Raw genomic sequence first — 23,118 nt, 5'->3', positions numbered from 1 at the left:
CGCCTCGGTGGTCAGCAGCAGGCCGTTGGCCGCGCGGATGACGCCATGGCCATCGGAGCGCAGCTCGAAGCCAAGGCCGCGGAAGTCCTTGCGCCCCGCGTTGTCTTCGACCCGGGTGATGTAGCCGACGCTCACAGAGCTGTGTTGGTAGTCGCTTTTGAGCTGCGCCTGGATCTTGCCGGGCGTGTCGTCCATCAACAGGTGGTTGCTGCGACCGGCCGCACTGTTGCCGCCTTCCTTGGTGAGTTCGCGGCTTCGGAAGCCGGACAGGGCCGACTGGCCCGGCAGGCTCCACGGCGGCAGGTTGGTCTGGTTGTGCACGCGGCCCGTGCACAGGGGCAGGTCGGGGTCGCCGCCGAGGAAGTCGACGATGACCTCCTGGCCGATGCGCGGGATGTGGATCCCGCCCAGCTGGTTGCCCGCCCAGGGCGAGCTGACTCGCAGCCAGCAGGTGCTGTGCTGGTTCTTCTGGCCGATGCGGTCCCAGGGGAACTGGACCTTGATGCGGCCGAATTCGTCGGTCCACAGGTTCTGGCCTTCGGGGCCGACGACGAGGGCGGTCTGCGGGCCATGGGTGTGGGGCTTCGTTTGCGTGAGGGCGGGGCGCAAGGGCTCCTTGACGGGGTGGGCGGTGAGGTCGACTTCGACCTTCCATCGCTGCCTGCGCCCGGGCACCGCATCCCTGATCTGGCTGTCCTGGGCGACGTCTTCGATGAGGAGGTGGGTGTCGAGGATGAGGTACTCGGCGTTGGCTTGCTGTCTCGGGTGCCTGGCGAGCCTGAAGGTGCAGCCGGGGGTCATGCCCCGGAGGTTGCCGCTGGCCTTGGCGCGCGCGCCGTGGGTGCGCAGGGCCTGCATGCGCAGCAGGCTCAGGAAGCGGCCTTCCTCATGCGGGTCGTTGGCGTCGCCCGTGCCGGCCTTGGGCTGGGCGTAGTGGCTGCCTGCCGTGCCGGCGTGCCACTGGTAGACCTCGCCTTCGGCCTGGCCGGTGGGCCTCGGCTCGCTGCGGGTCTGTGTCAGGTCGGCGCGGGGGCGGGTGTAGTCGTAGTCACGGGTGGTGTAGCGCCCGCTGGTGAGGCGGTTGCGGGGGACGAAGCTGTGCAGGTATTCGGCGTCGGGTTTCCAGCCGGGGGCGTGGTATTCGACTTGCCGGTACGCCTCGCTCGGGTTCTCCCTGTAGGCGCCCATGATGTCGATGAGCACGAGCCGGTGCTTGCCTTCGGAGTGTTCGAAGAAGTAGCTGATGCCCCATTCCTGGCACAGGCGCTCGAAGAAGGCGAAGTCGCTTTCGTTGTACTGGGTCTGGTAGTCGCGCTGCGGGTAGGTCTCGATGAGGCGCTTGTCGACGGCAAAGGGGTAGTCGCCCAGGAGTTCGTCCAGGATGTCGATGACGCTCTTGTTCTGGAAGATCTTGCAGTCGGTGGCCAGCGTGGCCAGGTGCAGCCAGGGGCGCAGGGTGAGGCGGTACTGGATGTGGCGGCCTTCTTCGCCCCAGAAGGCCGCGTCGGCGACGAGGGCGTTGATCTGGCGCACACCGGCGCCGATGTGGTCGGTGCTGGCTCCGACGACGCCGGGGAGGAATTCGCCCATGCCGTCGAGCTGGATGGAGCAGCTGATCTCGCGGCCGATGAAGTCGTCGAGGTTGAAGTCGGTTGCGCCACTGGCGCCGAGGTTCAATGCGTCAGGGGTCTTGAGCAGAAGCTCGTATTCGAAGAGGCTGTTCAGGCCCTCTTGGCCCGAGAGGCGGACCGGCTCCAGTGCTGCGCAGCCCAAGACGACTGGAATGGCTACGCTCTGGATCTGGAGCGTGCGCGAATTTGCGCCCGCGACTGTGCGCTTGATTGTTGGCATTGTTCCCCCTGTGCTTCTTGATCGTGGCGCCCATTGGACGCCATGCCACGCGGGAATGTACCCCACTCAATTTCGCGAGCTGCGCGGTGTGAATCGGGACGCAGATTCGATGGGCTCCGAACGAAATTCGGCGCCTTCTCTTGCAACGGCTCCCCGCAGGATTTCGGACGACATCACAGCAGACCGTAACCCGCAAGCTCCTGTTCAAGCCGATCCGCGCCCGCAAAGAGACTCGCCTGCATCCCGGCGCGCAGCGCACCCTCGACGTTGGCTTCCACATCGTCGATGAAGAACACCTCGCCCGCTTGAACCCCCTGCAGCTCGGCGCAGCGCAGGTACGCCTCGGCCTGCGGCTTGGTCACGCCCAGTTTGGCGGAGGTATGGATCAAGCCCTGGAGATGTTCCGCAATACCGGGGCAAAGCACATCCATGTGATCCGCCAGCATCGTCGAGTTGTTCGTGAGACCGGCAATCGGGCAATGCTGCTTCACGCATCCGACCAGCGTGAGCACGCGTGGATCCGGCGTCATCGCCGTGCCGCGCGCGGCCAGCCAATCGGCGCTTGACACCGTGCGCCCCAATCGCTCCGACATTTCCCACAGATACGCCTCCGGTCCGACCTCACCCCGATCAGACCGCGTTTCCAGCCCCGAGGCCCAGACGGCCTCGCGCACGAATTCGGCCGTACGGCCCGTCAGCGCGCCCAGCGCACCCGCGAACGCCGCGCGGTCGTAGTGGCAGAGCACGCCGTCGATGTCGAACAGAACCAGGTGCGGGCGCATGCGCATGGGGCTTGGATTTCTGTGCGAACGGCAAGCAAGGATCACGCCCCGCTGCGGCGATACGCGCCTGGCGCGCTGCCGGTCCATCCCTTGAACGCGCGCTGGAACGCCGCGCTGTCTGCAAACCCGAGTTCGAACGCCAGCGCCCCCAGCGGCACCGCGCTGGTGTTCAGCCGCACGATCGCGGTGTCGCGGCGCAACTCGTCTTTCAATGACTGGAACGTGGTGCCCTCGTTCGCCAGCCGGCGCTGCAATGTGGAGCTCGACATGTGCAGCGCATCGGCCGTCGCGATCAGGTCGGGCCATGCAGGCTGGGCGTGCTGCAGGTGGCTGCGCACGCGCGTGCTCAGCAGGTCGTCGCCGCGCCCGGGCACGATGACTTGCGCCCGCGCGTCGGCCAGGAAGCTTCGCAGCGCAGCCTCGTCGCGCCGCACCGGGCTCTGCAGGTGCTTCACGTCGAACCAGAAAGCCGAATGGCCGCACCCGAACCGCAGCGGCGCGGGAAAGACCTTGCCGTAGCTGCCCGCGTAGGCCGGGCTTTCAAAAGCGAAGTCGAAACGCGCCGCGGGCAGCTGGCCACCGACAAGCCAGGCCAGCGCACGCCAGAAGATGCGCAGCAGCAACTCGTGCAGAAAAGTCAGTTGCGCACGGGCCGGCTGAGCGAAGCGAAACATCAGGCCGGCCAAGTCACCGTCGCGCGCTGGCTCCAGCACGACATCGTCCTGCAGCAGCCGGAGGGTGTGCGCCATGCGCCGGATCGCCACGTCCAGCGTGGTGGCGCTGATCGCCGAGCGCGCCATCAACGCCAGGCTGCCGCGCTTGAGCGGCCGCGAGAGGAAGCACAGGCATTCATCGTCGAACCGATCCATCAGCAACTGGAACAGCGCGACGTACTGGTCCGCGGTAACGAGCGCGCTCGGCTCCCGCAGCAGTTCGGGGGCGATGCCGGCTTCGACCAGCAAGGGCTCGCTCGCCAGCCCGCGCGCCTGCACGCCGGAGACCATGCCGCGGACGAAAGCAATCGGAATCGTGACGGGCGGTCGCAGCATCTCGATCAGGCGGGCAGCAGCGAATTCGGGTTGAGGTTCTTTGACATCGGATCGACGCAAAGCGCAATCGCTTGCGGGCGCGCCGATTTCTACCATGGGCGCACCCACAGCATGGCCTCGGATTTCCCGGAGGCCGAAGGAGACGAGCAGATGTATTTCACCCAAGGGCTGCACCGCGCCGTGCAGCAACACCCCGACCGCATCGCCGTGCGCTTCGGCGACCGGCAGCGCACCTTCCGCGACTTCACCGACCGGGTCGCGCGGCTCGCGGGTACGCTGCAGAAGCTGGGCATGCAGGCCGGCGACCGCGTGGCGATGCTGTCGCTCAACTCCGACCGCTACCTCGAATACCAGATGGCCGTGCCCTGGGGCGGCGGCGTGCTCAACCCCTGCAACATCCGCTGGTCGGCCGCCGAGATCCTGTATTCGCTGAACGACTCGGGCTCCATCATCCTGCTGGTCGACTCCACGTTTATGCCGCTGGTCGAGCAGTTCCGCCGCGACGCGACCACGCTGCGTGCGGTCGTCTATTGCGGCGACGGCGACGCACCCGCCGGCATGCTGCCCTACGAAGACCTGCTGCACGGCGCCCCGCCCGTGCCTGACGCGGTGCGCCGCGGCGAAGACCTGGCCGGCATCTTCTACACCGGCGGCACCACCGGCTTCCCGAAAGGCGTGATGCTGAGCCACACCAACCTCTGCAGCTCGGGGCTGGCCCTGCGCTCGGAGGGGCTGGCGACGCCCGGCGGCACCTACCTGCATGCCGCGCCGATGTTCCACCTGGCGGACATCGGCATCTCGATGCCGCACTGGATCGAGGGCAACACGCATTCGATCATTCCGCTGTTCAACCCGGAGGCCGCGCTCGACGCCCTCGAACGCGACCGCGTCACGCACACGCTGCTGGTGCCGACGATGATCCAGATGCTGGTCGACCATCCGGCGATGAAGAAACCGCGCGACCTTGCCGCGTTCAAGGGCATTGCCTACGGCGCATCGCCGATCTCCGAAGCCGTGATCGAGCGCGCGATGGCCGCGCTGCCGGGCGTGGATTTCACGCAGGCCTACGGCATGACCGAGCTGTCGCCGCTGGCCACCATCAATCCGCCCTGGTACCACAAGCCCGAAGCGCGCAAGCTCGGCAAGCTGCGCTCCGCTGGAAGGGCCAGCCATTGCACGGAGGTGCGCATCGTCGATCCATCCGGCGAGGAGGTGCCGCGCGGCACCGTCGGCGAAGTCATCGTGCGCGGGCCCAACGTGATGCAGGGCTACTGGAACAAGCCGGACCTCACCGCCGCCGCGCTGCGCGACGGCTGGATGCACACCGGCGATGGCGCCTGGATGGACGAGGACGGCTTCATCTTCGTCGCCGACCGGCTGAAGGACATGATCATCACCGGCGGCGAGAACGTGTACTCGGCCGAGGTCGAGAACGCGATCGCACAGCATTCCGCCGTCGCGGCCTGCGCGGTGATCGGCATTCCGAGCGAGGAATGGGGCGAGGCGGTGCATGCGGTGGTGGTGCGCAAGCCGCAGCAGGAGGTCGAACGCGAGGCGCTGATTGCGCACTGCAAGGCGCTGATCGCTGGCTACAAGTGCCCGCGCAGCGTGGCTTTCGTCGATGCGCTGCCGTTGTCCGGCACCGGCAAGGTCTTGAAGACCCGCCTGCGCGAGCCTTACTGGCAAGGGCGCGAACGCGCGGTGGCCTGAGCGATGACGACACTTGTTCGAAGCACACTGGCCGATGGCGTTGCCACGCTCACGGTCGACCGGCCGCAGGCGCTCAATGCGCTGAACCCGGCGCTGATCACCGAGGTCGCGGCAGCGTTGAATGCGTGTGCCGTCGACGAACGCACGCGCGCCATCGTGCTGACCGGCGCCGGCCGCGCGTTCTCTGCCGGCGGCGACACCGGTTGGTTCGGCGAAGTTCTGGCCGGCAGGCGAGCCCACGCGCAGTCCGAAATCGCGCACTGCATGGAGACTGTGGGCAACCCATTGAACGCAGGCGATCGCCGGCCGCCGGGCGCCCGTGGTCTGTGCAGTCAACGGCCCTTGCGTGGGTAGCGTGGTCGGCATCGCACTCGCGGCCGACGTGGTACTCGCGGCGCGCTCGGCCTACTTCGCAGTGCCGCAGGTAGCTCACCTGGGCGCCGTGCCCGACCTCGGCGCGACATGGTTCCTGGCCCGCCTGCTTGGCCGCAGCCGCGCGCTGGGCATGGCCTTGCCTGGCGACCACATCGACGCTGCGCAGGCCGAGCGGTGGGGACTCATCTGGCGCTGCGTGGAATATGCCGACCTGACGGAAAAGGCGCAGGCGATTGCGCTGCGGCTCGATGAAGAACGCGCAGCCCAACACACGCACGTGGCCGGCGACTTCTTCAACGACGCCTGCTCGCGCTTCCTCGCAAGCGGCGCCCGCGGCTGATCCGAAGGCGTCCACGCCTTCCGCGCACGATGGCGTGCGCTGCACCGCAGCGTTTACATCTCCGGGTCGCACGCTCAGAATTCGCTCTCCCTCCAAAGGAGAGCTGCCATGGATCTCGGACTCAAGGGCAAGCGTGCCGTCGTCACAGGCGGCAGCCGGGGCATCGGCCGGGCCATTGCCGAATGTTTCGCCGATGAGGGTGCGCACACTTCGCTGTGCGCGCGCAAGGCGGATGAAGTCGCGGCGGCGGTCGCGTCCCTGAAGGCCAAGGGTGTCAACGCATTCGGCCAGGCGCTGGATGTGGCCGACGGGCCGGCGTTGACCGCCTGGATCACTTCGACGGCCGGCGAGCTGGGCGGCATCGATGCACTGGTCTGCAACGTCAGCGCACTGGCTGTCGGCGACAGCGCCGACACCTGGGAGAAGTCGTTCCGGACCGACATGATGCACACGGTCAACGCGGTGGCCGCCGCAGTGCCCTTCCTGGAACAGTCGAAGAGCGCCTCGATCGTGCTGATCTCCAGCGTCTCCGGCTTTGAAGTGGATTTCGCCGCCGGCTCCTATGGCGCGATGAAGGCCGCGCTGATCCATTACGCCAAGGGCCTCAGCCGCCAGCTCGTGAGCAAGGGCATTCGCGTGAACTGCGTGTCACCGGGCAACACCTATTTCGATGGCGGCATCTGGCAGACGATCGAGAAGAACATGCCGGACCTCTTTGCCTCGACGCTCAAGGTCAATCCCACCGGCAAGTTCGGTGCGCCCGAAGAAGTAGCGAAGGGTGTCGTGTTCATTTCGAGCCCGGTTGCGAGCCGCATCTCCGGCACCAACCTCGTGATCGACGGTGCGCTCACCGTGGCGGTCTGAAGTGACACACCCCCGATGCGCCTGCGGCGCCTCCCCCTCGAGGGGGCGCACCCAGCGGCCCGGCAAAGCCGGTTCCGCGGGTGCCCACGAACGGATTTGCCTTGCTCGTCCTGGAATGCATCGCGGGTCTGGCGGTAGCGTGGTGGAAAACTGATTGAGGAGGCTTGCAACATGAGCGATCCTGGCCACCACACACTCCATTCGATCCACAAGGGCCACGTCCACCACGGCTGGAACAACGCCTTTCCGCCCGCCTTGACGATCGCGCCCGGCGACAGCATCGAGTTCGAAACCCTCGATGCGTCCTCCGGCCAGTTGAACCGCTCCTCGACCGCCGCCGATCTCGAAAAGCTCGACCTCGCCCGCGTGAACCCGGTGACCGGCCCGGTCTTCATCGACGGCGCGAAACCCGGCGATGCGCTCAAGGTCACGGTGCTCTCGCTGCGCCCCTCGGGCTGGGGCTGGACCGGCAACATCCCCGGCTTCGGCCTGCTCACCGACCAGTTCCCGAAAGCGCGCCTGCACCACTGGAACTACGACCCTGCCCTCCTCCCCGCGATGTACGGCCCGGGCGGCCGCGTGCCGCTGCGCCCGTTCACCGGCACCATCGGCGTCGCGCCTGCCGAGCCCGGCTTGCACAGCATCATTCCGCCGCGCAACGTCGGCGGCAACATGGACGCGCGCGACATCGCCGAAGGCTGCGAGCTCTACTTGCCCATCGAGGTCGAAGGCGCGATCTTCTCGGTCGGCGACACGCATGCCGCGCAGGGCGACGGCGAAGTCTGCGGCACGGCCATCGAAAGCCCGATCGACGTCGCGCTCAAGTTCGAGCTGGTCAAGGGCGCCAACCTGCGCATGCCGCGCTACGTCACGCGCGGCCCGGTCACCGACCATTTCGACAAGAAGGGCTACGAGGTCACGACCGGCATCGGCCCCGACCTCATGGCCGGCGCGCGCATGGCCGTGTCCGAAATGATCGACTTGCTCAGCAAGCGCTACGGCTATGAGCCGATCGACGCGTACATGCTGTGCAGCGTATGCGCCGACCTGCGCATCAGCTCGATCGTCGACGTGCCGAACTGGGTGGTGTCGTACTACTTCCCCAGGATCGTGCTCGAGTAAGGCTGCAGGCACGGCCCCGGGGCGCCCCGCCATCAGGTTTCGGCACGAGAATGGCACTGCGCAGTTCATCCCGATTACCGAGACAGACAGGCCAAGACCATGGAAAGCCCCACCCAGCTTCATGCCAACTCGCTCGGCGTCACCGAGTCGACGATCATGGGGATTGCCGGCACGGCCCCGGCCTACAGCATCGAGATCACCACCTCGACCATCATCGCGACGGCGGGCGTGCTGTCGCCGGCAAGCATCCTGACTTGCGGCCTGATCATGTTCGGCATCGCGTTCGCCTTCATCAACCTGAACCGCGCGCTGGCCAGCGCGGGCACGTCCTACTCGTGGGTGACGATGGTGTTCGGCAAGTCGCTGGGCTTCTTCGCGGGCTGGGCGCTGCTGGTGCTGTGCTGCGTGTTCATGGTGTCAGCGATGATCCCGGCGGCCAATGCCACGCTGCTGATCTTCAAGCCGGAGCTGATGAACAACGTCCACTACGTGACGGTCATCGCGGCGCTCTGGCTCACGGCCGTGAGCCTGGTCGTGGTCAAGGGCATCAAGCTGACCAGCTACGTGCAGGTGATCATGACGCTCGTCGAGGGGGTCATCCTGCTGGCGGTGATCGTGATGGCCTTCATCGTGTTCCCGCAAGCACCGGCGCATGCGTTCTCGTGGCACTGGTTCAACCCGTTCGCGTTCTCGCCGGAGCTGTTTGCCAACGGTGCGCTGGTGGCCATCTTTTTCTACTACGGCTGGGACGTGACGATGAACCTCAGCGAGGAAACGAAAGACCCGAACAAGACGCCCGGCCGCGCCACCTTCTGGACCATGATCTTCCTGATGACCTTCTTCCTGGTCTTCATCACGATCACGCTGCTGGGCCTCTCGGACGACGAAATCCAGCACTACAACACCAACATCATCTTCGGCATCGCCGAGAAGCTCTTGGGCAAGACCTGGGGCTACGTCGCCATCATCGCGGTGCTGCTGAGCACCATCGGCACGGTGGAGACGCAGATGCTGCAGTTCACCCGCACGCTGTTCGCCAAGGGGCGCGGCGGCGCACTGCATCCGCGCTACTCGAAGCTGCACCCGCGCTGGCAGACCCCGCACATCGCGATCTTCCTCATCTGGCTCGCGGGAATGGCAATGCTGTTCGTGTCGTCCTACCTGCCGACGATCAACGAGATCCTGAAGGCTTCGATCGCAGCCATCGGCTTCCAGATCTGCTTCTACCTGGGCCTCACCGGGCTGGCCTGCGCCTGGTACTACCGCGCAATGATCGGCAAGGGGCCGTGGCAGGCCGTGACGCACGTGGTCTGGCCGGCCTCCAGCGGGCTGTTCCTGTTCTTCATCGCGCTCTACAGCATCCCGACCTTCGACTGGGTGACCAACGTCGTCGGCATGGGCGGCATTGCCATCGGCGTGGTGCCATTGCTGCTCAACCGCAAGACGATCTGGAAAGCCGCGAACTGACGGGCGGCCCGATCCGAGGGCAATCCCGCTGAAGCGAAGGCTCCACGCTGATGTAGTGTTCGCAAGCGCGCAGAGAGGCTCGCCCCCGGCCGCAGACACAACATCACCCTTGGAGAAATCGATGAAGTACTTGCATCTGTGGAGCGTGGCTACCGCGGCGGCCTTGCTGACCGCTTGCGGCGGCGGCGACAGCGGCCCCGGCTTCGCATTCCTGCCCGGCGTCGCGACGACGCCCACCACCGGCACGCTGGTCGAACCCCAGGCCACGGTCACGACGCTCACCAAGGCGCAGATCGACGCCGGCACCAAGGCCAGCGGCCTGCAAGCCCTCAGCGGCGCGGCGAAGTGCGATGTGAAGGTGGTGGCGCTCAACTACACCACGCTGGGAGCGAAGAACGAGCCCACCAACGCATCCGGCGTGCTGCTGCTGCCCGCCGGCAGTTGCGCGGACGCCGCCGCGCCGCTGGTGGCCTACGCCAAGGGCACGGACCTGGAAAAGCCCCGCACCTTGGCCAACCCCGCCGACACCGAAACGCAACTGCTCACCGCCATGTACGCCGCGCAGGGCTACGCGGTGGTGGCCACCGACTACCTCGGCTATGCGAAGTCGAAGTACCCGTTCCATCCGTACCTGCATGCCGACTCGGAAGCCCGCTCGGTGCTGGACGCCATCCGCGCGGCGCGCGTCGCCATCACGAGCCTGCAAGGCAACCTGTCGGGCAAGGTCATGTTCACCGGCTACTCGCAGGGCGGCCACTCGTCGATGGCGGCACACCGCGCGGCCGAGCGTGACTTCCCCCTCGAATTCAACGTGGTCGCGGGCGCGCACCTGGCGGGGCCGTACAACCTGTCGGGCGCGGTCAAGCTGGGCATTGCGCCGCTCGGCTACCAGTACTTCGTGCCGTTCCAGGTGACGTCCTACCAGAAGGTCTACGGCGACGTCTATGCCAAGGTGGGCGACGCCTTCAAGGCACCCTATGACGGCTACATCGAGAACCTGCTGCCGAGCCCGACGCTCAACTCCACCACGCTGGTGACCTCCGGCGCGCTGCCCGGCGCCAACGGCGAATCGCCTTCGCAGGTGCGCGACCTGCTGTTCCAGCCGGCGTTCGTGAGCGACACGCAAACCAATTCGGCCAACCCGTTCTATCTCGACGCAAAGAAGAACGACCTGTTGGGCTGGAGCCCGCGCGCGGCAACGCTGCTGTGCGGCGGCGCCGGCGACCCGACCGTACCTCCGGCCGTCCACCAGGCTGCGATGAAGGCCGACTTCGACGCACGCGGCGTGAAGACGGTGATCTCCGTCGACGTCGATCCACAGATCCAGTCGAACTACGGCCCCGGCGGCGTTGCGCCGACCGACCCCACCTCGGCCGCCTTCGCCACCTACTACGGCTCGTATCACGGGACTTACGAGCCGCCCTTCTGCCACGCGGCTGCGCGCAAGCTGTTCGATGTGCTGAGGTAGAGGCAGGGTCAGATCGCGCCCACTTTTCCCGTCACCGGCAACACGATCCCGGTGATGTAGCTTGCGCACACCGGCGACGCCAGGAACACGTATGCCGGCGACAACTCCTCGGGCTGCGCCACGCGCTTGAACGCCGTGTCGCGGCCGAACTTCTTCACGTCGCCGGCCTTCTTGTCGGCCGGGTTCAGCGGCGTCCAGACCGGGCCCGGCGCGACGGCATTGACGCGGATACCCCGGTCCACCAGGTTCAGCGCCAGCGCCTTGGTGAACGCGTGGATCGCGCCCTTGGTGGCCGAATAGTCGAGCAGGTTGCGGCTGCCGTTCAGGCCGGTGGTCGAGCCGGTGTTGATGATCGAACCGCCGTTCCTGAAATGCGGCACGGCGGCTCGCGCCATGCGCATGTAGCCACCGATGTTGGTCTGCAGAGTGAGGTCCATGCGCTCGTCCGTCACGTCCTCGAGCCTTTCGGCATGCATCTGGAAGGCCGCGTTGTTGACCAGCACGTCGAGTCGCCCGAAGGCCTTGAGCGCGGTCCGCACCGCGCGCTCGCAGAAGGCGCTGCGCCGCACGTCTCCGGCGATCAGCAGGCAGCGGCGGCCCTCGGCTTCGACCGCAGCCCGCGTCGCCTCGGCGTCTGCCTTCTCGTTCAGGTAGACCACCGCCACGTCGGCACCTTCCCGCGCGAACAGCACCGCCACTGCACGGCAGATGCCCGAGTCGCCGCCGGTCACGATTGCGCTCATGCCTTCGAGCTTGCCGCTGCCCTGGTAGTCAGGCGCGAGGTAGCGGGGCTGCAGTTTCATGCGGGCCTCGTGGCCCGGCTTGGGATGCTTCTCAGGTGGCAGGCGACTCGGCTGCACGCGCGTACCTGCCTGGACGGCCTTCGTGCTTTTTCTCGAAGCCGGCGCGGCGCGGTCCTTCGCGTCCTGCAGACGCTGGATCGCGGTTTGTCTGCGCACCAGCGCGGCCACCTCGCCGGTTTCGGCTCTCCGTGGGCGTTCCATGATTCGATCTCCTTGCAAGACGATCCATGGATGCTCTGCAAAAGAGCCCGTCATTCCTGTCATCCAACGTCGATGCAGGAATTGCGAATTTCACCTGTTCGTTAGGGCTTTTCGGTAGCAGTCAGCAGATGGTCAGCCAATATGATTTATTGATTTGACTGCCGGGATTTCCATGAAGAAACTGCTTGCCCTCACCACCATTGCAGCCGCAATGGCCACCACTGCCGTCACCTCGCACGCCCAGGACTATCCCGGCGGCAAGCCCATCACCATCGTCGTGCCGTTCGCGGCCGGCGGCCCCACCGACCGCGTCGCACGCGATCTGGCCGAGGCATTGCGCAAGTCGCTGGACGGCGTGAGCATCGTGGTCGACAACACCGCCGGCGCCGGCAGCACCATCGGCAATGCCAAGGTCGCGCGCGCGAAGCCCGATGGCTACACGCTGCTCCTGACACACGTCGGCATGGCAACCACGCCGGTGCTTTACCGCAAGCTGTCCTACAACTACGAGACCGACTTCGAATACCTCGGCTTGATCAACGACGTGCCGATGACGGTGATCGGCAAGCCGAACATCGAGGCCCGCAACATGAAGGAGTTGCGCGACTGGATCAGCAAGAATCCCGGCAAGGTCAACCTCGGCAACGCGGGCATCGGCTCGGCTTCGCACCTGTGCGGCCTGTTGTTGCAGAGCGAACTCAAGGCCGACATGACCACCGTGCCGTACAAGGGCACTGCGCCGGCCATCGCCGACCTGCTGGGCGGCCAGATCGACCTGTTGTGCGACCAGACCACCAACACCACCAGCCAGATCGAGGCGAAGAAGGTCAAGCCCTTCGCCGTGACCACGCTCAAGCGCCTGAACACGCCGGCGCTGAAAGACATTCCCACGCTCGATGAATCGGGCCTGAAGAACTTCCAGGTCACGATCTGGCACGGCCTCTATGCGCCGAAAGGTACGCCCGCACCGGTGCTCAAGAAGCTGAACGACGCACTCAAGGTGGCCCTCAAGGACCCTGAATTCATCGCGAAGGAAGAAGGCCTGGGCGCGGTCGTCGTGCAAGACAAGCGCGTCGAGCCGGCCGAGCACAAGAAGTTCGTGATGTCGGAAGTCGCGCGCTTCGGGCCGGTGATCAAGGCTGCGGGCGCGTACGCCGATTGAATTTGGCCCACCCCCGATGCGCCTGCGGCGCCTCCCCCTCTAGAGGGCTTTTGGACTTCGGCGAACTATCGCGGAAGCAGTGTTGGTGGCTCAATGGGGACAATGATTTGGGAGTACGCCCGAAGTGCTGAATTTTTGAGCACCAAGTAAGGGGTACCCGCAGCTCAAGTTATCCACATCCACGCCGGACGCGCCTCGCATGGAAGCGGGCCATCCATCATGCCCGCTTCCGCTGGAGAGCAACAAGCGCTCCAGCAAGGGGTGGTCTGCCGAGCGCGCAGTTCGCATCGGATAGGCTACGCCCTCTTCTAACTAGAGAATCAGGGACGAAAAATGAATCGACGCCTCATTGTGGTCGGCGACCCGCTTGTCAATGGCGGGCGAGTGCTCCCCTATACCGGCCCGAAATTCCAAATCCATGGGCATTAAGTCGCCTTGATCGGCGGTCGCGCCTATTGCGAGAGCTGCAACAGCGTCGGTCTCATCGCCAAAACTGGCGGCCCGCGCCGAGGGCTCCTCCGAGACGCCGAAATGGCTCTGGACGGCGATGTCGTTGTCTGTCAATGCCCGTACCACCAGCCGGTCAAATCGACACTCCCAAACGCCGGCGAGTATGACGACACCGACTACGGTTTTTTGGGACTCACTGCCGCACCTGTCCTAGCAAATTACGGCTCGGTTTTCAGTCCACCCATGGCGGCAGCCAAGAAGGTTGTGGATGAGCATTTTGAGCACGCCCCCGAGCACGAACCCACGATTGAGGCCATCTGCCCCAACATGACGAACAAGCAGTTCGCGGTGCTCGTCATGGAGTTGCGCGATGAGGCGGTTGTCCTGGTCGCGGAGCGGCTTCAGGAACTTGAGCGCTGGGACAAGGTGGCACACGCTCGCATCTTCGAGTGGTTTGGCAACCGGGGCTTTCTGGCTGCCAATTCGCATTTGAACGAGATGCGGGAGTACCTGCGAAAGGGACTCAGTGCTTGTGATGGCGTTTTGCGAGGCTTGAAGCCGGAAAATTTCGTTCGATGGTCGCCGACGGCACTCAAGCACGTCGGTTGCGTATCTGGCAGCACCTCTGGCCTCGGAATTGCAGCGCAAGTGTGCAAGCCTGATGTCAAAACTCACACCATTGCGATGGCCCTGGAATTTTGCGAGATGAAGCGCGACAGAAGAGTCTTTGGTGCGAAATCAATCCGTGACGGAGACTCCCAACTTCTGACGCTGGTCCATGAAGTGACCCATTTCAATGACACCTTCGGATCGACGGACGATTGGTATGGGACAGGGAACTCCAAGAGCAAATTGCTCCAGACCGGAGATTTCGCGAAGGCGCGAATCAATGCCGATAGCCTTGCGTCGTACATCTTGGGGGTGGATGCGGAGGCATCGGCATGAAGTCCCTATTGAAAGCACTGTTCATCTCAGTAGCGCTAATGGCTTGCAGCGAAGCGGCGATAGCCTGCAAGCGTATCGTTCTGACAAGGCTGACCTTTGTCGAAAACGCAATCGACCTTGATGCGACTCAGCTAGAAAAGTTGGCGGTGTTCATCAACGCGGCAAACGAAGCGTATGCGAGGTACTCGGAAGTAACGATTGAAGGCACCGCTTCGGTGAGGACTCCGGGACAAACACTTTCCGAAGCTCGGCAAACGGCAAAGCTTCGCGCGGCAAACGTTGCTCGTGCGTACCAGCAACTTCAGCCGAACAAAATCAAGCTGACTACTTTGTCGGAGATATACGCAGAGAACGGCGATTTCGTCTATGTGCAGTTCCACATCGACTACGACGCACTGAAACTGCCCGATTGCAATCCGGTGCCTATTGATCCGCGGCATTAGTTACGAGGAAGTGAAGGATTCATTCGCGCCCCAAAACACCCCTCAAATCAGCGCGAACGCCTTCTGAAATCGCCACCCCGACGCACCATGTGAAAAACAAGCCCTGGCCGGCGAGGAGGGCTCGCTTCAGAGGGGAGTATTTCCGCAGCGTCAGGGCTTTTCTGAATGAGTCAGTTGTTGGTCAGCAAATATGATTTCTCGATTCGACCATCGAGATTTACATGAAGAAACTGCTCGCCCTCACCACCATTGCAGCCGCAATGGCCACCGCTGCCGTCACCTCGCACGCCCAGGACTATCCCGGCGGCAAGCCCATCACCATCGTCGTGCCGTTCGCGGCCGGCGGCCCCACCGACCGCGTCGCACGCGATCTGGCCGAGGCATTGCGCAAGTCGCTGGACGGCGTGAGCATCGTGGTCGACAACACCGCCGGCGCCGGCAGCACCATCGGCAATGCCAAGGTCGCGCGCGCGAAGCCCGATGGCTACACGCTGCTCCTGACACACGTCGGCATGGCAACCACGCCGGTGCTGTACCGCAAGCTGTCCTACAACTACGAGACCGACTTCGAATACCTCGGCATGATCAACGACGTGCCGATGACGGTGATCGGCAAGCCGAACATCGAGGCCGGCAACATGAAGGAGTTGCGCGACTGGATCAGCAAGAATCCCGGCAAGGTCAACCTCGGCAACGCGGGCATCGGCTCGGCTTCGCACCTGTGCGGCCTGTTGTTGCAGAGCGAACTCAAGGCCGACATGACCACCGTGCCGTGCGACCAGACCACCAACACCACCAGCCAGATCGAGGCGAAGAAGGTCAAGCCCTTCGCCGTGACCACGCTCAAGCGCCTGAACACGCCGGCGCTGAAAGACATTCCCACGCTCGATGAATCGGGCCTGAAGAACTTCCAGGTCACGATCTGGCACGGCCTCTATGCGCCGAAAGGTACGCCCGCACCGGTGCTCAAGAAGCTGAACGACGCACTCAAGGTGGCCCTCAAGGACCCTGAATTCATCGCGAAGGAAGAAGGCCTGGGCGCGGTCGTCGTGCAAGACAAGCGCGTCGAGCCGGCCGAGCACAAGAAGTTCGTGATGTCGGAAGTCGCGCGCTTCGGGCCGGTGATCAAGGCTGCGGGAGCTTACGCGGACTGACGCGCCGCAATCAGCGCATCAATAATTGCGGACTGGCCCGCTCGCGCCGTTCCACCGTGTTGGGGTGCATCGGTCGCAGGTATTCATGCAATGCCAGTGCCGCGGCGCCGATGGCCGGTGCCAGCAGGCCGTGCCGCGCCCCGCGCACGACCGGGGGCGGCATGCCGGCCGCATCGGCATAGCGATGCACCGTTTCCCTGGCGCTTTGCAGGAACTCGGGATGCCGCACGCAGGTGGAGCCGCCGACGACGATCGCGCGCGGATCGAAGGTCATCCACAGGTTCTGCAGCAGCACGCCGAGCATCTCGCCCGCGCGCCGCACGTCGCCCGGCCCTTGGCCCATCATGCGCGAGCCGAAGAACGCTTCGGCACAGCCACGGCGGCCGCAGGAGCACAGCGGCCCGTCGGCCTGCAGGATGCTGTGGCCGATCTCGCCGGCCATGCCTTGCGCGCCGGTGAAGAGGCGGTCGTTCAGCACGATGCCGGCGCCCACGCCCACGTCGCAATCGACAAAGATCAGCGGGTCCTCGCCCTCGCCGTCGCAGAACTCGTATTCGCCGAGCGCAGCCACATCGGCTTCGTTCTGCAACTGAACCGGCACGCGCGGCAGGCCCTCCGCGGCGAATGCATCGATGAGTTGCGGCAGCAGGTCGAGCCGGCGCCAGCCCAGGTTGGGCGCGAACAGCACGATGCCTGTCGCGTCGTCCACCGCACCCGGCACGCCCACGCCGATGCCGGTCACCTCGAGCCCGCGCGACGCGATCTCGTCCCAGGCCTGCGCGCACATCGCGGCGGCGAGCGCGCAGGCTGCTGCCGGGGCCGTGCCGTGCAGTGGCCGCGTGTCGGCATGCAACACCTCGCCGAGCAGCGACACGCACACCACGCGCATCGTCTCGACGCCCACCTCGACGCCGATCAGCGCACGCACGCGGTCGTTGATGGACAGCGGCGTCGACGGCCGCCCCAGCCCGTCGGCCACCGCCGCGCCGGACTCCGTCAGCCATCGGTCCTCGATGAGCTCGCGCACCAGCCCGCTCACCGTCGACTTGGTCAACCCGCTCTCGCTCGCCAACCGTGCCCGCGACAGCCCCGGCTGCGCACGCAGCAGCCGCAACAACACGCTGCGGTTGATGCGCTTGAGCAACTGCTGGTCACCGATGGTTTTCATGCGTGCTCGGCCTGCGCCTTTCCTTCGGGACGCTTGCCCGCAATGATCATCCCGAGCACTTCATCCTCGGTCACGTCGGTGGTCCGGTAGGTGCCGACCAGCTTGCCGTTCTTCATCACCGCGAGGCGGTCGCTCAGCGAGAACACATCGAGCATGTCGTGCGTGATCAGGAAGATGCCGACGCCGTCCGACTTGAGTTGCTTCACCAGCCCGCCGACCATTGCCGTTTCCTCCGGCCCCAGCGCCGCGCACGGTTCGTCCATGATCAGGATGCGTGCGTTGAAATACAGCGCCCGCGAGATCGCCACCACCTGGCGCTGCCCGCCCGACAGTCCGCGCACCGGCACGCGGATATTGGTGAAGTTCTTGTTCAGCCGGTTGAACACCTTGCGCGCCGCGCCTTCCATGAAGTGGTCGTCCAGCGTGCGCCACGGCGTCAGCTTTTCGCGGCCGAGGAAGAGGTTGGATACCGAGTCCAGGTTGTCCGCCAGCGCGAGCGTCTGGTAGATGGTCTCGATGCCCTGCGCCTGCGCCTCCGACGGCGTTCGGATATGCACTTTCTCGCCCGCGATGATGGTGTCGCCGGAGTCGATCGGATATGCGCCGGCCAGCATCTTCATCAGCGTGGACTTGCCCGCGCCGTTGTGGCCCAGCAGCGCCACCACCTCGCCGGGATACAGGTTGACGCTGACGCCGTCCACCGCATGCACGCCGCCGAAAGCCTTGCGGATGTCGCGCAGCTCGACCAGTGGTCTTGACTTGTCGATCGTGGCCATCAGCGGTCTCCGAATTTCTTGCGATACAGCACGTCGAACACGACTGCGACGATCAGCACCTGCCCCACGATCACCATGCGCTTGCCGATCGCCACGTCCAGCAGCAGCATGCCGCTGTCGAGCGATTGCATGATCAGCGCGCCCAGCACCGAGCCGAAGATCGTGCCGCTGCCGCCCGCGAGCGCCGTGCCGCCGATGACGGCCGCGGCAATCACATACAGCTCCATGCCGGTGCCCAGCGAGTTGGTTCCGGCATTGAGCCGCGCAATCGACACGATGGCCGCGATGGTGACCAGCACCGCCAGCAGCGCGAACAACATCAGCGTGACGCGCTTCACCGGGATGCCCACCAGTTCCGCCGCGTCGGGGTTGCCGCCCATCGCGAACACATAGCGCCCGAAGCGCGTCCGGTGCACCAGGAACGACAACACGATCGCGACCACCGCCCAGATCAGGACTGGAATCGGGATGCCCTGCGCCTCGGTCTTGGAGGAGATCTGATAGTGGTTCATCGACCAGGCAAAAACCGCCAGCACCGCGATCGGCACCGCCGTGAACATCAAATCGATTGCGATCGGCTCGGTCGGCATCTCGTAGTGCCGCAGCGCCTTGCGTTTCTGGAACATGCGAAACAGCAGTGCCACGGCCACGATGCCCGTGACCACCCAGGTCGCCGTCACGCCGATGCCGCCGTCATAGCCGCCGCCGAGCGTCTGGAAGAACTCGTCCGTGACCGGCTGCGTCTTGCCGTCGGCCACGAGGAACGCCGCACCGCGGAACGACATCAGCCCGCCCAGCGTCACCACGAACGAAGGCACGCCGAGCACCGCCGTCAGCCAGCCTTGGTAGATCGACACCAGCAGCGCCACAGCCAGCCCCGCGAGGCAGGCCGTCGGCCATGACCAGCCGGACGTGTATTGGAGGTAGGCGATCAGCACGCCCACGAAACCCATCACCGAGCCCACCGACAGATCGATGTGCCGCGCCACGATGACCAGCACCATCACCGTCGACACGATGCCCACCACTGCCGTCTGCTGCGCGATGTTGTAGAGGTTCTCCGGCGAGAGGAACACGCCTCCCGACAGCACGTTGAACACCACGCCCATCGCGATGAGCAGCATGCTCATCAACAACAGGCGCAAGTCGATGCCACTGCGGCGCCATACGGGCAAGGGTTTGTTCATATGAATAACTCCAGTCAAGAGATTGCTGGTTTCCGACGCGGATCACTGCGATGCGGATTCACACCGGGCGAGGCCTTCGCGCCGTGGCCCCCACCCCAACCCTCCCCCAAGGGGAGAGGGAGTAGCGCCCCAAAGTCCTGCCCGGCGCAATGCCGGAAACACCGCGGAACCGGCTTTGCCGGGCCGCCGGTGTTGCCCCCGGCAGGGGGTGGGAGGAGCGACACGCAGTGTCGCGGAGCCTGGGGGCGAGCGTTATTTACAAGCAGCGGGCGCCTTGTCCCCGCTCACGCCCTTGCACAACTCGTCCTTCTTGATCCAGCCGGCCTTGACCACCACGTCGAGGTTGGCCTTCGTGATCGGCACCGGCGTCAGGAAGCGCGATTGCAGCGCGACCTTCTTTTCGCCCTTGTCCCAGGTGGCAGCCTTGTCGACCGGCTTGCCGGCTGCGAGCGCGAGTGCGGCGTCAGCGGCTTCCTTGCCGAGTTCGCGCGAATCCTTCCACACCGACACGGTCTGCGTGCCCAGTGCCACGCGGTTCAGCGCCGCGAAATCGGCATCCTGGCCCGACACGGGAATGCCCTTGATGCCCTTGGCCGTGAGCGCCGCGACAACGCCGCCGGCGGTGCCGTCATTGGCTGCCACCACCGCATCGACCTTGCCCCCGGCCTTGGTCAGTATCTGCTCCATGTTCTTCTGCGCGACCTCGGGCTTCCAGCCCTCGGTGTACTCGTCGCCGACGATCTTGATGTCGCCCTTCTTCACCGCGGCGTCGACCACTTCCTGGGCGCCAGAGCGCAGGAAGTTGGCGTTCGGGTCGGTCGGCGAGCCCTTGATGAACACGTAGTTGCCCTTCGGCGCGAGCTTGAACACTTCGCGCGCCTGCATGCGGCCGACCTCGACGTTGTCGAAGGTGATGTAGAAAACGCCCGGCGCTTCGATCAGGCGGTCGTACGCAACCACGGGCACCTTCTGCCGCACGGCCTTGGTCACGGCCGGCAGGATCGCGTCCTTGTCCATCGCCAGCACGATCAGCGCCTTGGCGCCCTTCGCCATCAGGCCTTCGATGTCGCCCAGTTGCTTTTCAGGCGAACCGCCCGCGTCGGCGCTGATGTACTTGGCGCCATGCTTTTCAAGTTCGGACTTGATCGCGGCCTCGTCCGTCTTCCAGCGTTCTTCCTGGAAGTTGGACCAGCTCACGCCGACCACGGTCTGGGCGCAGGCGCCGAAAGCAGCAAGGCCCAGGGCCACGGCTGTGAGAGTGCTCTTGAGTTGCATGGGGAGTCTCCAGAATGAATGTTGGAAAGTCACCGTTCAGTGATTTAGTTCGGCTGACAAACTAACTATCTCATTGCCTGGAGGATTCCCGCATCAGGGTAAGCCCCCGGATCGGCCGCGCTCGCGCACACCCAACGCTCGATACGATTTCGCGGATCGCCCCCGGTGTCCGGGCGCCGGAGCCCAGATGCTGCACGCGAACTTGTACCGCACTATGGCGCGAATCCGCGCGTTCGAGAACGCCGCCGAGAAGGCCAGCCAGGGCGGCGTCAGCGTCTATGGCCAGGAAGCGCCAGGAAGCGGCGGGCGCCGCCAAGGTGCGCGGGCCGCTGCACCTGTCGACAGGCCAGGAAGCCGTTCCGGCAGGCGTATGCGCTCACCTGACGGGGGCCGACTATCTCACCTCGACGCACCTCGGCCACGGCCACACCCTGGCCAAGGGCGCCGACCTGACCCGCATGATGTGCGAGTTGTTCGGCAAGGCCGCCGGCTTCAACGGCGGCAAGGGCGGGTCGATGCACATCGCGGATTTCTCCGCCGGCATGCTGGGTGCGAATGGCGTAATGGCCGCCGGCTGCCGATCGCCGTGGGCTGCTGCTACGGGAACTGCACCACCGGCCCGGCCGCTTTCGTGCCTGGCGGCACGTACGCCGGCGCTGCAGCCCCTGCCGCGCCCAGCGAACGCGTGTAGGCGTAGATGGCCTTGAGGTCCGCGTCTGTCATCGCGCGCACATTGAACCAGGGCATGGGCGGCCGTGGCTCCATGTGGCGCGCGTGAGTCAGCCACTGCTGCTCGTTCATGCCGGCCAGCAGCAGCCGCAGATTGGTCGGATAGGTCGTGCCCCATGGGCCGGACCAGCCCAGCGCATCGCCGGTGAGCCAGAGCTTCTCGTGGACCTTGCCGTTCTGCTGTACGTAGTTCGGCGTGTGGCAGTCGTTGCAGCCGGCGATCTGGACCAGGTAGCGGCCACGCTGCAGCTGGCTCCAAGGCGCCTTGGCGGGCGCGGCGGTTTCGGCCAGCGCGACCGTGCACGCGCTCACGAGCAGCAGCGCGGCGAAGGATGGCATGTGCTTCTTCTTCATCATCATGGTGACTTCTCCTGCTTGGGGGTTGGCAATGCGGCGTTGACCAGGGCGCGAATGGCCCAGCGGCGGACCCTGCGCGCCTCTGCATCGTCCAGGCGCAGCACGTCCTTGAAGACGATCATGGCTTCGGGGCCCATGACCAGCGCGAGTGCGTGCTTGAGGGTTCTCAGCGCGGCGGGGCTGAAGCGATCGCTCGCGGGGCCGAGCGCCGCCTCGATCAGCGGCGAGCGGCGGTTCTGGCGCGCGGGCAACTGGCGATCGGCCTCGCCGCGCGCGCTGAGTTCCAAGGACTGCGCCAGCATCATGCGCAACGGCACCTCGTTGGCCAGCGTCATGGCATGCAACGCGTCGTCGATGCGCTCCAGCCGCGCGATCGGGTTGGTCGCCGGCACGCCGGCAAGGATCTGGTCGGCGTGTGGCGTGTCGATGTCGATCGACGCCTCCAGGTACAGCGTCTCGACCTTGGGAAAGTAGCGGTACGCCGTGGCGCGCGAGACCATCGCCTGCGCCGCCACTTCCTCCAGCGTCGGCCGGCCACCCTGGCGCATGAGTTCCGCCGCGGCAAGCAGCAGGGCTTGCCGCGTGCGTTGCTTCTGCTGGTGCCTGAGGTCGAGCGGCGTCACGCGGCGGCAGTGTCGGGCTGCGGCAATTGCTGCATGACGGCGGCCATGTCGACCCACACGTTTTCGCGGCTGATCTGGCCTGCTTCGGAGAACTCGATCACGTGCAGCAGTCGAAAGCTCAGGGGCCGGCCTTGGCCGTCAAGGCCGAAGGGACGCCCGGGCGCCCTGCCGCTCCACAACGAGTCGTCAACCATGAAGTTGTGGCCGTACAGCCGGCGCAGCGACTTCACTTCTCCGTGCGACAGATCGGCGAACAAAGCTTCGTAGAAAGGCCGCGCAGCGTCGCGGCCCCGGCTCGGGCCAGCGGGCCAGCCGACGACGTCGTGCTCGACGGCCGGAGCCAGCGTGGCCAGGACGCCGGAAACGTCGTCGCGCGCCTCGAAGCCGAAATGCTCATCGAGCATGCGGTCCATTTCCTTGGGAGTGAGGGGCATGGGGAATCCTTTCGTTGCGTGGAAGGAGTCTTGGACTTCATGAGATGAAAATCTCATGAAGAGAATACTAAGTCGCAAACCGGGCATGCGCAAGTGAACTGCGTCACTGCCGCGCGCCGCAATCGAATGATGGGCAACAGCGCCGTCAGCGCCACCGGGACCAAGACCAAGACCAAGACCAAGACCAAGACCAAGACCAAGACCAAGACCAAGACCAAGACCAAGACCAAGACCAAGACCAAGACCAAGACCAAGACCAAGACCAAGACCAGGACCAGGACCAGGACCAGGACCAGGACCAGGACCAGGACCAGGACCAGGACCAGGACCAGGACCAGGACCAGGACCAGGACCAGGACCAGGACCAGGACCAGGACCAGGAC

At 65.3% G+C, this 23,118-nt stretch carries 24 protein-coding genes; 13 read left to right on the top strand and 11 right to left on the bottom strand.

Going from position 1 to position 23,118, the window contains the following annotated elements; genetic code table 11:
- The 3 genes from WKW80_RS35275 to WKW80_RS35265 all read right to left on the bottom strand — a co-directional run.
- The coding region (locus WKW80_RS35275) for a type VI secretion system Vgr family protein (RefSeq protein ID WP_340368219.1) at positions 1-1,851 on the bottom strand (1,851 nt) is incomplete at its 3' end.
- Between the two features lie 173 nt (positions 1,852-2,024).
- Positions 2,025-2,639: an HAD family hydrolase gene (locus WKW80_RS35270; RefSeq protein WP_340368218.1), complete on the bottom strand. Its 615-nt coding sequence runs from the start codon at positions 2,637-2,639 to the stop codon at positions 2,025-2,027.
- A 35-nt stretch (positions 2,640-2,674) separates the two neighbouring features.
- Positions 2,675-3,682: an AraC family transcriptional regulator gene (locus WKW80_RS35265; RefSeq protein WP_340368217.1), complete on the bottom strand. Its 1,008-nt coding sequence runs from the start codon at positions 3,680-3,682 to the stop codon at positions 2,675-2,677.
- 150 nt (positions 3,683-3,832) lie between these two features.
- On the opposite strand from WKW80_RS35265, the gene WKW80_RS35260 reads away from it, so the two are divergent.
- From WKW80_RS35260 to WKW80_RS35230, 7 genes are all read left to right on the top strand, one after another.
- Entirely contained in the window at positions 3,833-5,392 is a 1,560-nt protein-coding gene (locus WKW80_RS35260; RefSeq protein ID WP_340368220.1) for a long-chain-fatty-acid--CoA ligase, read from the top strand.
- A 3-nt stretch (positions 5,393-5,395) separates the two neighbouring features.
- Positions 5,396-5,746 carry an enoyl-CoA hydratase/isomerase family protein gene (locus tag WKW80_RS35255; protein WP_340368216.1) on the top strand — a complete coding sequence of 117 codons (351 nt, stop codon included), beginning with the start codon at positions 5,396-5,398 and terminating at the stop codon, positions 5,744-5,746.
- Position 5,747: 1 nt separating this feature from the next.
- Entirely contained in the window at positions 5,748-6,107 is a 360-nt protein-coding gene (locus WKW80_RS35250; protein WP_340368215.1) for an enoyl-CoA hydratase-related protein, read from the top strand.
- 108 nt (positions 6,108-6,215) lie between these two features.
- Positions 6,216-6,971: an SDR family NAD(P)-dependent oxidoreductase gene (locus WKW80_RS35245; RefSeq protein ID WP_340368214.1), complete on the top strand. Its 756-nt coding sequence runs from the start codon at positions 6,216-6,218 to the stop codon at positions 6,969-6,971.
- Between the two features lie 171 nt (positions 6,972-7,142).
- Positions 7,143-8,093 carry an acetamidase/formamidase family protein gene (locus tag WKW80_RS35240; RefSeq protein WP_340368213.1) on the top strand — a complete coding sequence of 317 codons (951 nt, stop codon included), beginning with the start codon at positions 7,143-7,145 and terminating at the stop codon, positions 8,091-8,093.
- 99 nt (positions 8,094-8,192) lie between these two features.
- Complete coding sequence (locus WKW80_RS35235) at positions 8,193-9,560, top strand: APC family permease (RefSeq protein WP_340368212.1); 1,368 nt, start codon at positions 8,193-8,195, stop codon at positions 9,558-9,560.
- 121 nt (positions 9,561-9,681) lie between these two features.
- Complete coding sequence (locus tag WKW80_RS35230) at positions 9,682-11,028, top strand: lipase family protein (RefSeq protein ID WP_340368211.1); 1,347 nt, start codon at positions 9,682-9,684, stop codon at positions 11,026-11,028.
- Positions 11,029-11,036: 8 nt separating this feature from the next.
- Here WKW80_RS35230 and WKW80_RS35225 read toward each other — a convergent pair whose 3' ends face one another.
- Positions 11,037-12,032 carry an SDR family oxidoreductase gene (locus tag WKW80_RS35225; protein ID WP_340368210.1) on the bottom strand — a complete coding sequence of 332 codons (996 nt, stop codon included), beginning with the start codon at positions 12,030-12,032 and terminating at the stop codon, positions 11,037-11,039.
- A gap of 172 nt (positions 12,033-12,204) precedes the next feature.
- On the opposite strand from WKW80_RS35225, the gene WKW80_RS35220 reads away from it, so the two are divergent.
- From WKW80_RS35220 to WKW80_RS35205, 4 genes are all read left to right on the top strand, one after another.
- A complete protein-coding gene (locus WKW80_RS35220; protein WP_340368209.1) occupies positions 12,205-13,194 on the top strand; it encodes a tripartite tricarboxylate transporter substrate-binding protein in 990 nt (329 codons plus the stop codon).
- A 435-nt stretch (positions 13,195-13,629) separates the two neighbouring features.
- Positions 13,630-14,589 (top strand): M35 family metallo-endopeptidase, encoded by a 960-nt coding sequence (locus tag WKW80_RS35215; RefSeq protein WP_340368208.1) that lies wholly within the window; start codon positions 13,630-13,632, stop codon positions 14,587-14,589.
- Positions 14,586-15,032 (top strand): hypothetical protein, encoded by a 447-nt coding sequence (locus WKW80_RS35210; RefSeq protein ID WP_340368207.1) that lies wholly within the window; start codon positions 14,586-14,588, stop codon positions 15,030-15,032. Before WKW80_RS35215 ends, WKW80_RS35210 begins: the two co-directional genes overlap by 4 nt.
- A 221-nt stretch (positions 15,033-15,253) precedes the next feature.
- Positions 15,254-16,186 (top strand): tripartite tricarboxylate transporter substrate-binding protein, encoded by a 933-nt coding sequence (locus WKW80_RS35205; protein ID WP_340368206.1) that lies wholly within the window; start codon positions 15,254-15,256, stop codon positions 16,184-16,186.
- Positions 16,187-16,196: 10 nt separating this feature from the next.
- Here the strand turns inward: WKW80_RS35205 and WKW80_RS35200 are convergent, their stop codons facing one another.
- The 4 genes from WKW80_RS35200 to xylF form a co-directional block, all read right to left on the bottom strand.
- Complete coding sequence (locus WKW80_RS35200) at positions 16,197-17,354, bottom strand: ROK family transcriptional regulator (RefSeq protein ID WP_340368205.1); 1,158 nt, start codon at positions 17,352-17,354, stop codon at positions 16,197-16,199.
- Positions 17,351-18,130 carry an ATP-binding cassette domain-containing protein gene (locus WKW80_RS35195; RefSeq protein ID WP_340368204.1) on the bottom strand — a complete coding sequence of 260 codons (780 nt, stop codon included), beginning with the start codon at positions 18,128-18,130 and terminating at the stop codon, positions 17,351-17,353. Before WKW80_RS35195 ends, WKW80_RS35200 begins: the two co-directional genes overlap by 4 nt.
- Positions 18,130-19,317 carry a sugar ABC transporter permease gene (locus WKW80_RS35190; RefSeq protein ID WP_340368203.1) on the bottom strand — a complete coding sequence of 396 codons (1,188 nt, stop codon included), beginning with the start codon at positions 19,315-19,317 and terminating at the stop codon, positions 18,130-18,132. The genes WKW80_RS35195 and WKW80_RS35190 overlap by 1 nt, the downstream gene beginning before the upstream one ends.
- 252 nt (positions 19,318-19,569) lie before the next feature.
- Positions 19,570-20,592: a D-xylose ABC transporter substrate-binding protein gene (gene xylF / locus WKW80_RS35185; protein WP_340368202.1), complete on the bottom strand. Its 1,023-nt coding sequence runs from the start codon at positions 20,590-20,592 to the stop codon at positions 19,570-19,572.
- A 278-nt stretch (positions 20,593-20,870) separates the two neighbouring features.
- Between xylF and WKW80_RS35180 the strand changes: the two genes are divergently transcribed.
- Positions 20,871-21,299, top strand: a complete 429-nt coding sequence (locus WKW80_RS35180) for a thiamine pyrophosphate-dependent enzyme (protein ID WP_422823039.1) — start codon at positions 20,871-20,873, stop codon at positions 21,297-21,299.
- Here the strand turns inward: WKW80_RS35180 and WKW80_RS35175 are convergent.
- The 3 genes from WKW80_RS35175 to WKW80_RS35165 are packed head-to-tail and all read right to left on the bottom strand — an operon-like array spanning position 21,190 to position 22,735.
- Entirely contained in the window at positions 21,190-21,681 is a 492-nt protein-coding gene (locus tag WKW80_RS35175; protein WP_340368201.1) for a c-type cytochrome, read from the bottom strand. The genes WKW80_RS35180 and WKW80_RS35175 overlap by 110 nt on opposite strands.
- On the bottom strand, positions 21,678-22,301 hold the full coding sequence (locus WKW80_RS35170) for a TetR/AcrR family transcriptional regulator (RefSeq protein ID WP_340368200.1): 624 nt from the start codon (positions 22,299-22,301) through the stop codon (positions 21,678-21,680). Before WKW80_RS35170 ends, WKW80_RS35175 begins: the two co-directional genes overlap by 4 nt.
- Positions 22,298-22,735 (bottom strand): ester cyclase, encoded by a 438-nt coding sequence (locus WKW80_RS35165; protein WP_340368199.1) that lies wholly within the window; start codon positions 22,733-22,735, stop codon positions 22,298-22,300. The genes WKW80_RS35170 and WKW80_RS35165 overlap by 4 nt, the downstream gene beginning before the upstream one ends.
- Before the next feature lie 93 nt (positions 22,736-22,828).
- Between WKW80_RS35165 and WKW80_RS35160 the strand changes: the two genes are divergently transcribed.
- Positions 22,829-23,118 (top strand): hypothetical protein (locus WKW80_RS35160; protein WP_340368198.1); only part of this gene is annotated, 290 nt, incomplete at its 3' end.

It is taken from the genome of Variovorax humicola (genome assembly GCF_037889915.1).
In the GTDB taxonomy this organism is placed as follows: Bacteria; Pseudomonadota; Gammaproteobacteria; order Burkholderiales; family Burkholderiaceae_C; genus Variovorax; species Variovorax humicola.
The sequence above is the reverse complement of the archived record's forward strand: the minus strand, read 5'-3'. Positions and strand labels throughout refer to the sequence as shown.

Coding starts and splice junctions, on each gene's coding strand:
- WKW80_RS35270 (WP_340368218.1), bottom strand. CDS start 2,639: ATGCGCATGCGCCCGCACCTGGTTCTGTTCGACATCGACGGCGTGCTC.
- WKW80_RS35265 (WP_340368217.1), bottom strand. CDS start 3,682: ATGCTGCGACCGCCCGTCACGATTCCGATTGCTTTCGTCCGCGGCATG.
- WKW80_RS35260 (WP_340368220.1), top strand. CDS start 3,833: ATGTATTTCACCCAAGGGCTGCACCGCGCCGTGCAGCAACACCCCGAC.
- WKW80_RS35255 (WP_340368216.1), top strand. CDS start 5,396: ATGACGACACTTGTTCGAAGCACACTGGCCGATGGCGTTGCCACGCTC.
- WKW80_RS35245 (WP_340368214.1), top strand. CDS start 6,216: ATGGATCTCGGACTCAAGGGCAAGCGTGCCGTCGTCACAGGCGGCAGC.
- WKW80_RS35240 (WP_340368213.1), top strand. CDS start 7,143: ATGAGCGATCCTGGCCACCACACACTCCATTCGATCCACAAGGGCCAC.
- WKW80_RS35235 (WP_340368212.1), top strand. CDS start 8,193: ATGGAAAGCCCCACCCAGCTTCATGCCAACTCGCTCGGCGTCACCGAG.
- WKW80_RS35230 (WP_340368211.1), top strand. CDS start 9,682: ATGAAGTACTTGCATCTGTGGAGCGTGGCTACCGCGGCGGCCTTGCTG.
- WKW80_RS35225 (WP_340368210.1), bottom strand. CDS start 12,032: ATGGAACGCCCACGGAGAGCCGAAACCGGCGAGGTGGCCGCGCTGGTG.
- WKW80_RS35220 (WP_340368209.1), top strand. CDS start 12,205: ATGAAGAAACTGCTTGCCCTCACCACCATTGCAGCCGCAATGGCCACC.
- WKW80_RS35210 (WP_340368207.1), top strand. CDS start 14,586: ATGAAGTCCCTATTGAAAGCACTGTTCATCTCAGTAGCGCTAATGGCT.
- WKW80_RS35205 (WP_340368206.1), top strand. CDS start 15,254: ATGAAGAAACTGCTCGCCCTCACCACCATTGCAGCCGCAATGGCCACC.
- WKW80_RS35200 (WP_340368205.1), bottom strand. CDS start 17,354: ATGAAAACCATCGGTGACCAGCAGTTGCTCAAGCGCATCAACCGCAGC.
- WKW80_RS35195 (WP_340368204.1), bottom strand. CDS start 18,130: ATGGCCACGATCGACAAGTCAAGACCACTGGTCGAGCTGCGCGACATC.
- WKW80_RS35190 (WP_340368203.1), bottom strand. CDS start 19,317: ATGAACAAACCCTTGCCCGTATGGCGCCGCAGTGGCATCGACTTGCGC.
- xylF (WP_340368202.1), bottom strand. CDS start 20,592: ATGCAACTCAAGAGCACTCTCACAGCCGTGGCCCTGGGCCTTGCTGCT.
- WKW80_RS35180 (WP_422823039.1), top strand. CDS start 20,871: ATGGCCAGGAAGCGCCAGGAAGCGGCGGGCGCCGCCAAGGTGCGCGGG.
- WKW80_RS35175 (WP_340368201.1), bottom strand. CDS start 21,681: ATGATGATGAAGAAGAAGCACATGCCATCCTTCGCCGCGCTGCTGCTC.
- WKW80_RS35165 (WP_340368199.1), bottom strand. CDS start 22,735: ATGCCCCTCACTCCCAAGGAAATGGACCGCATGCTCGATGAGCATTTC.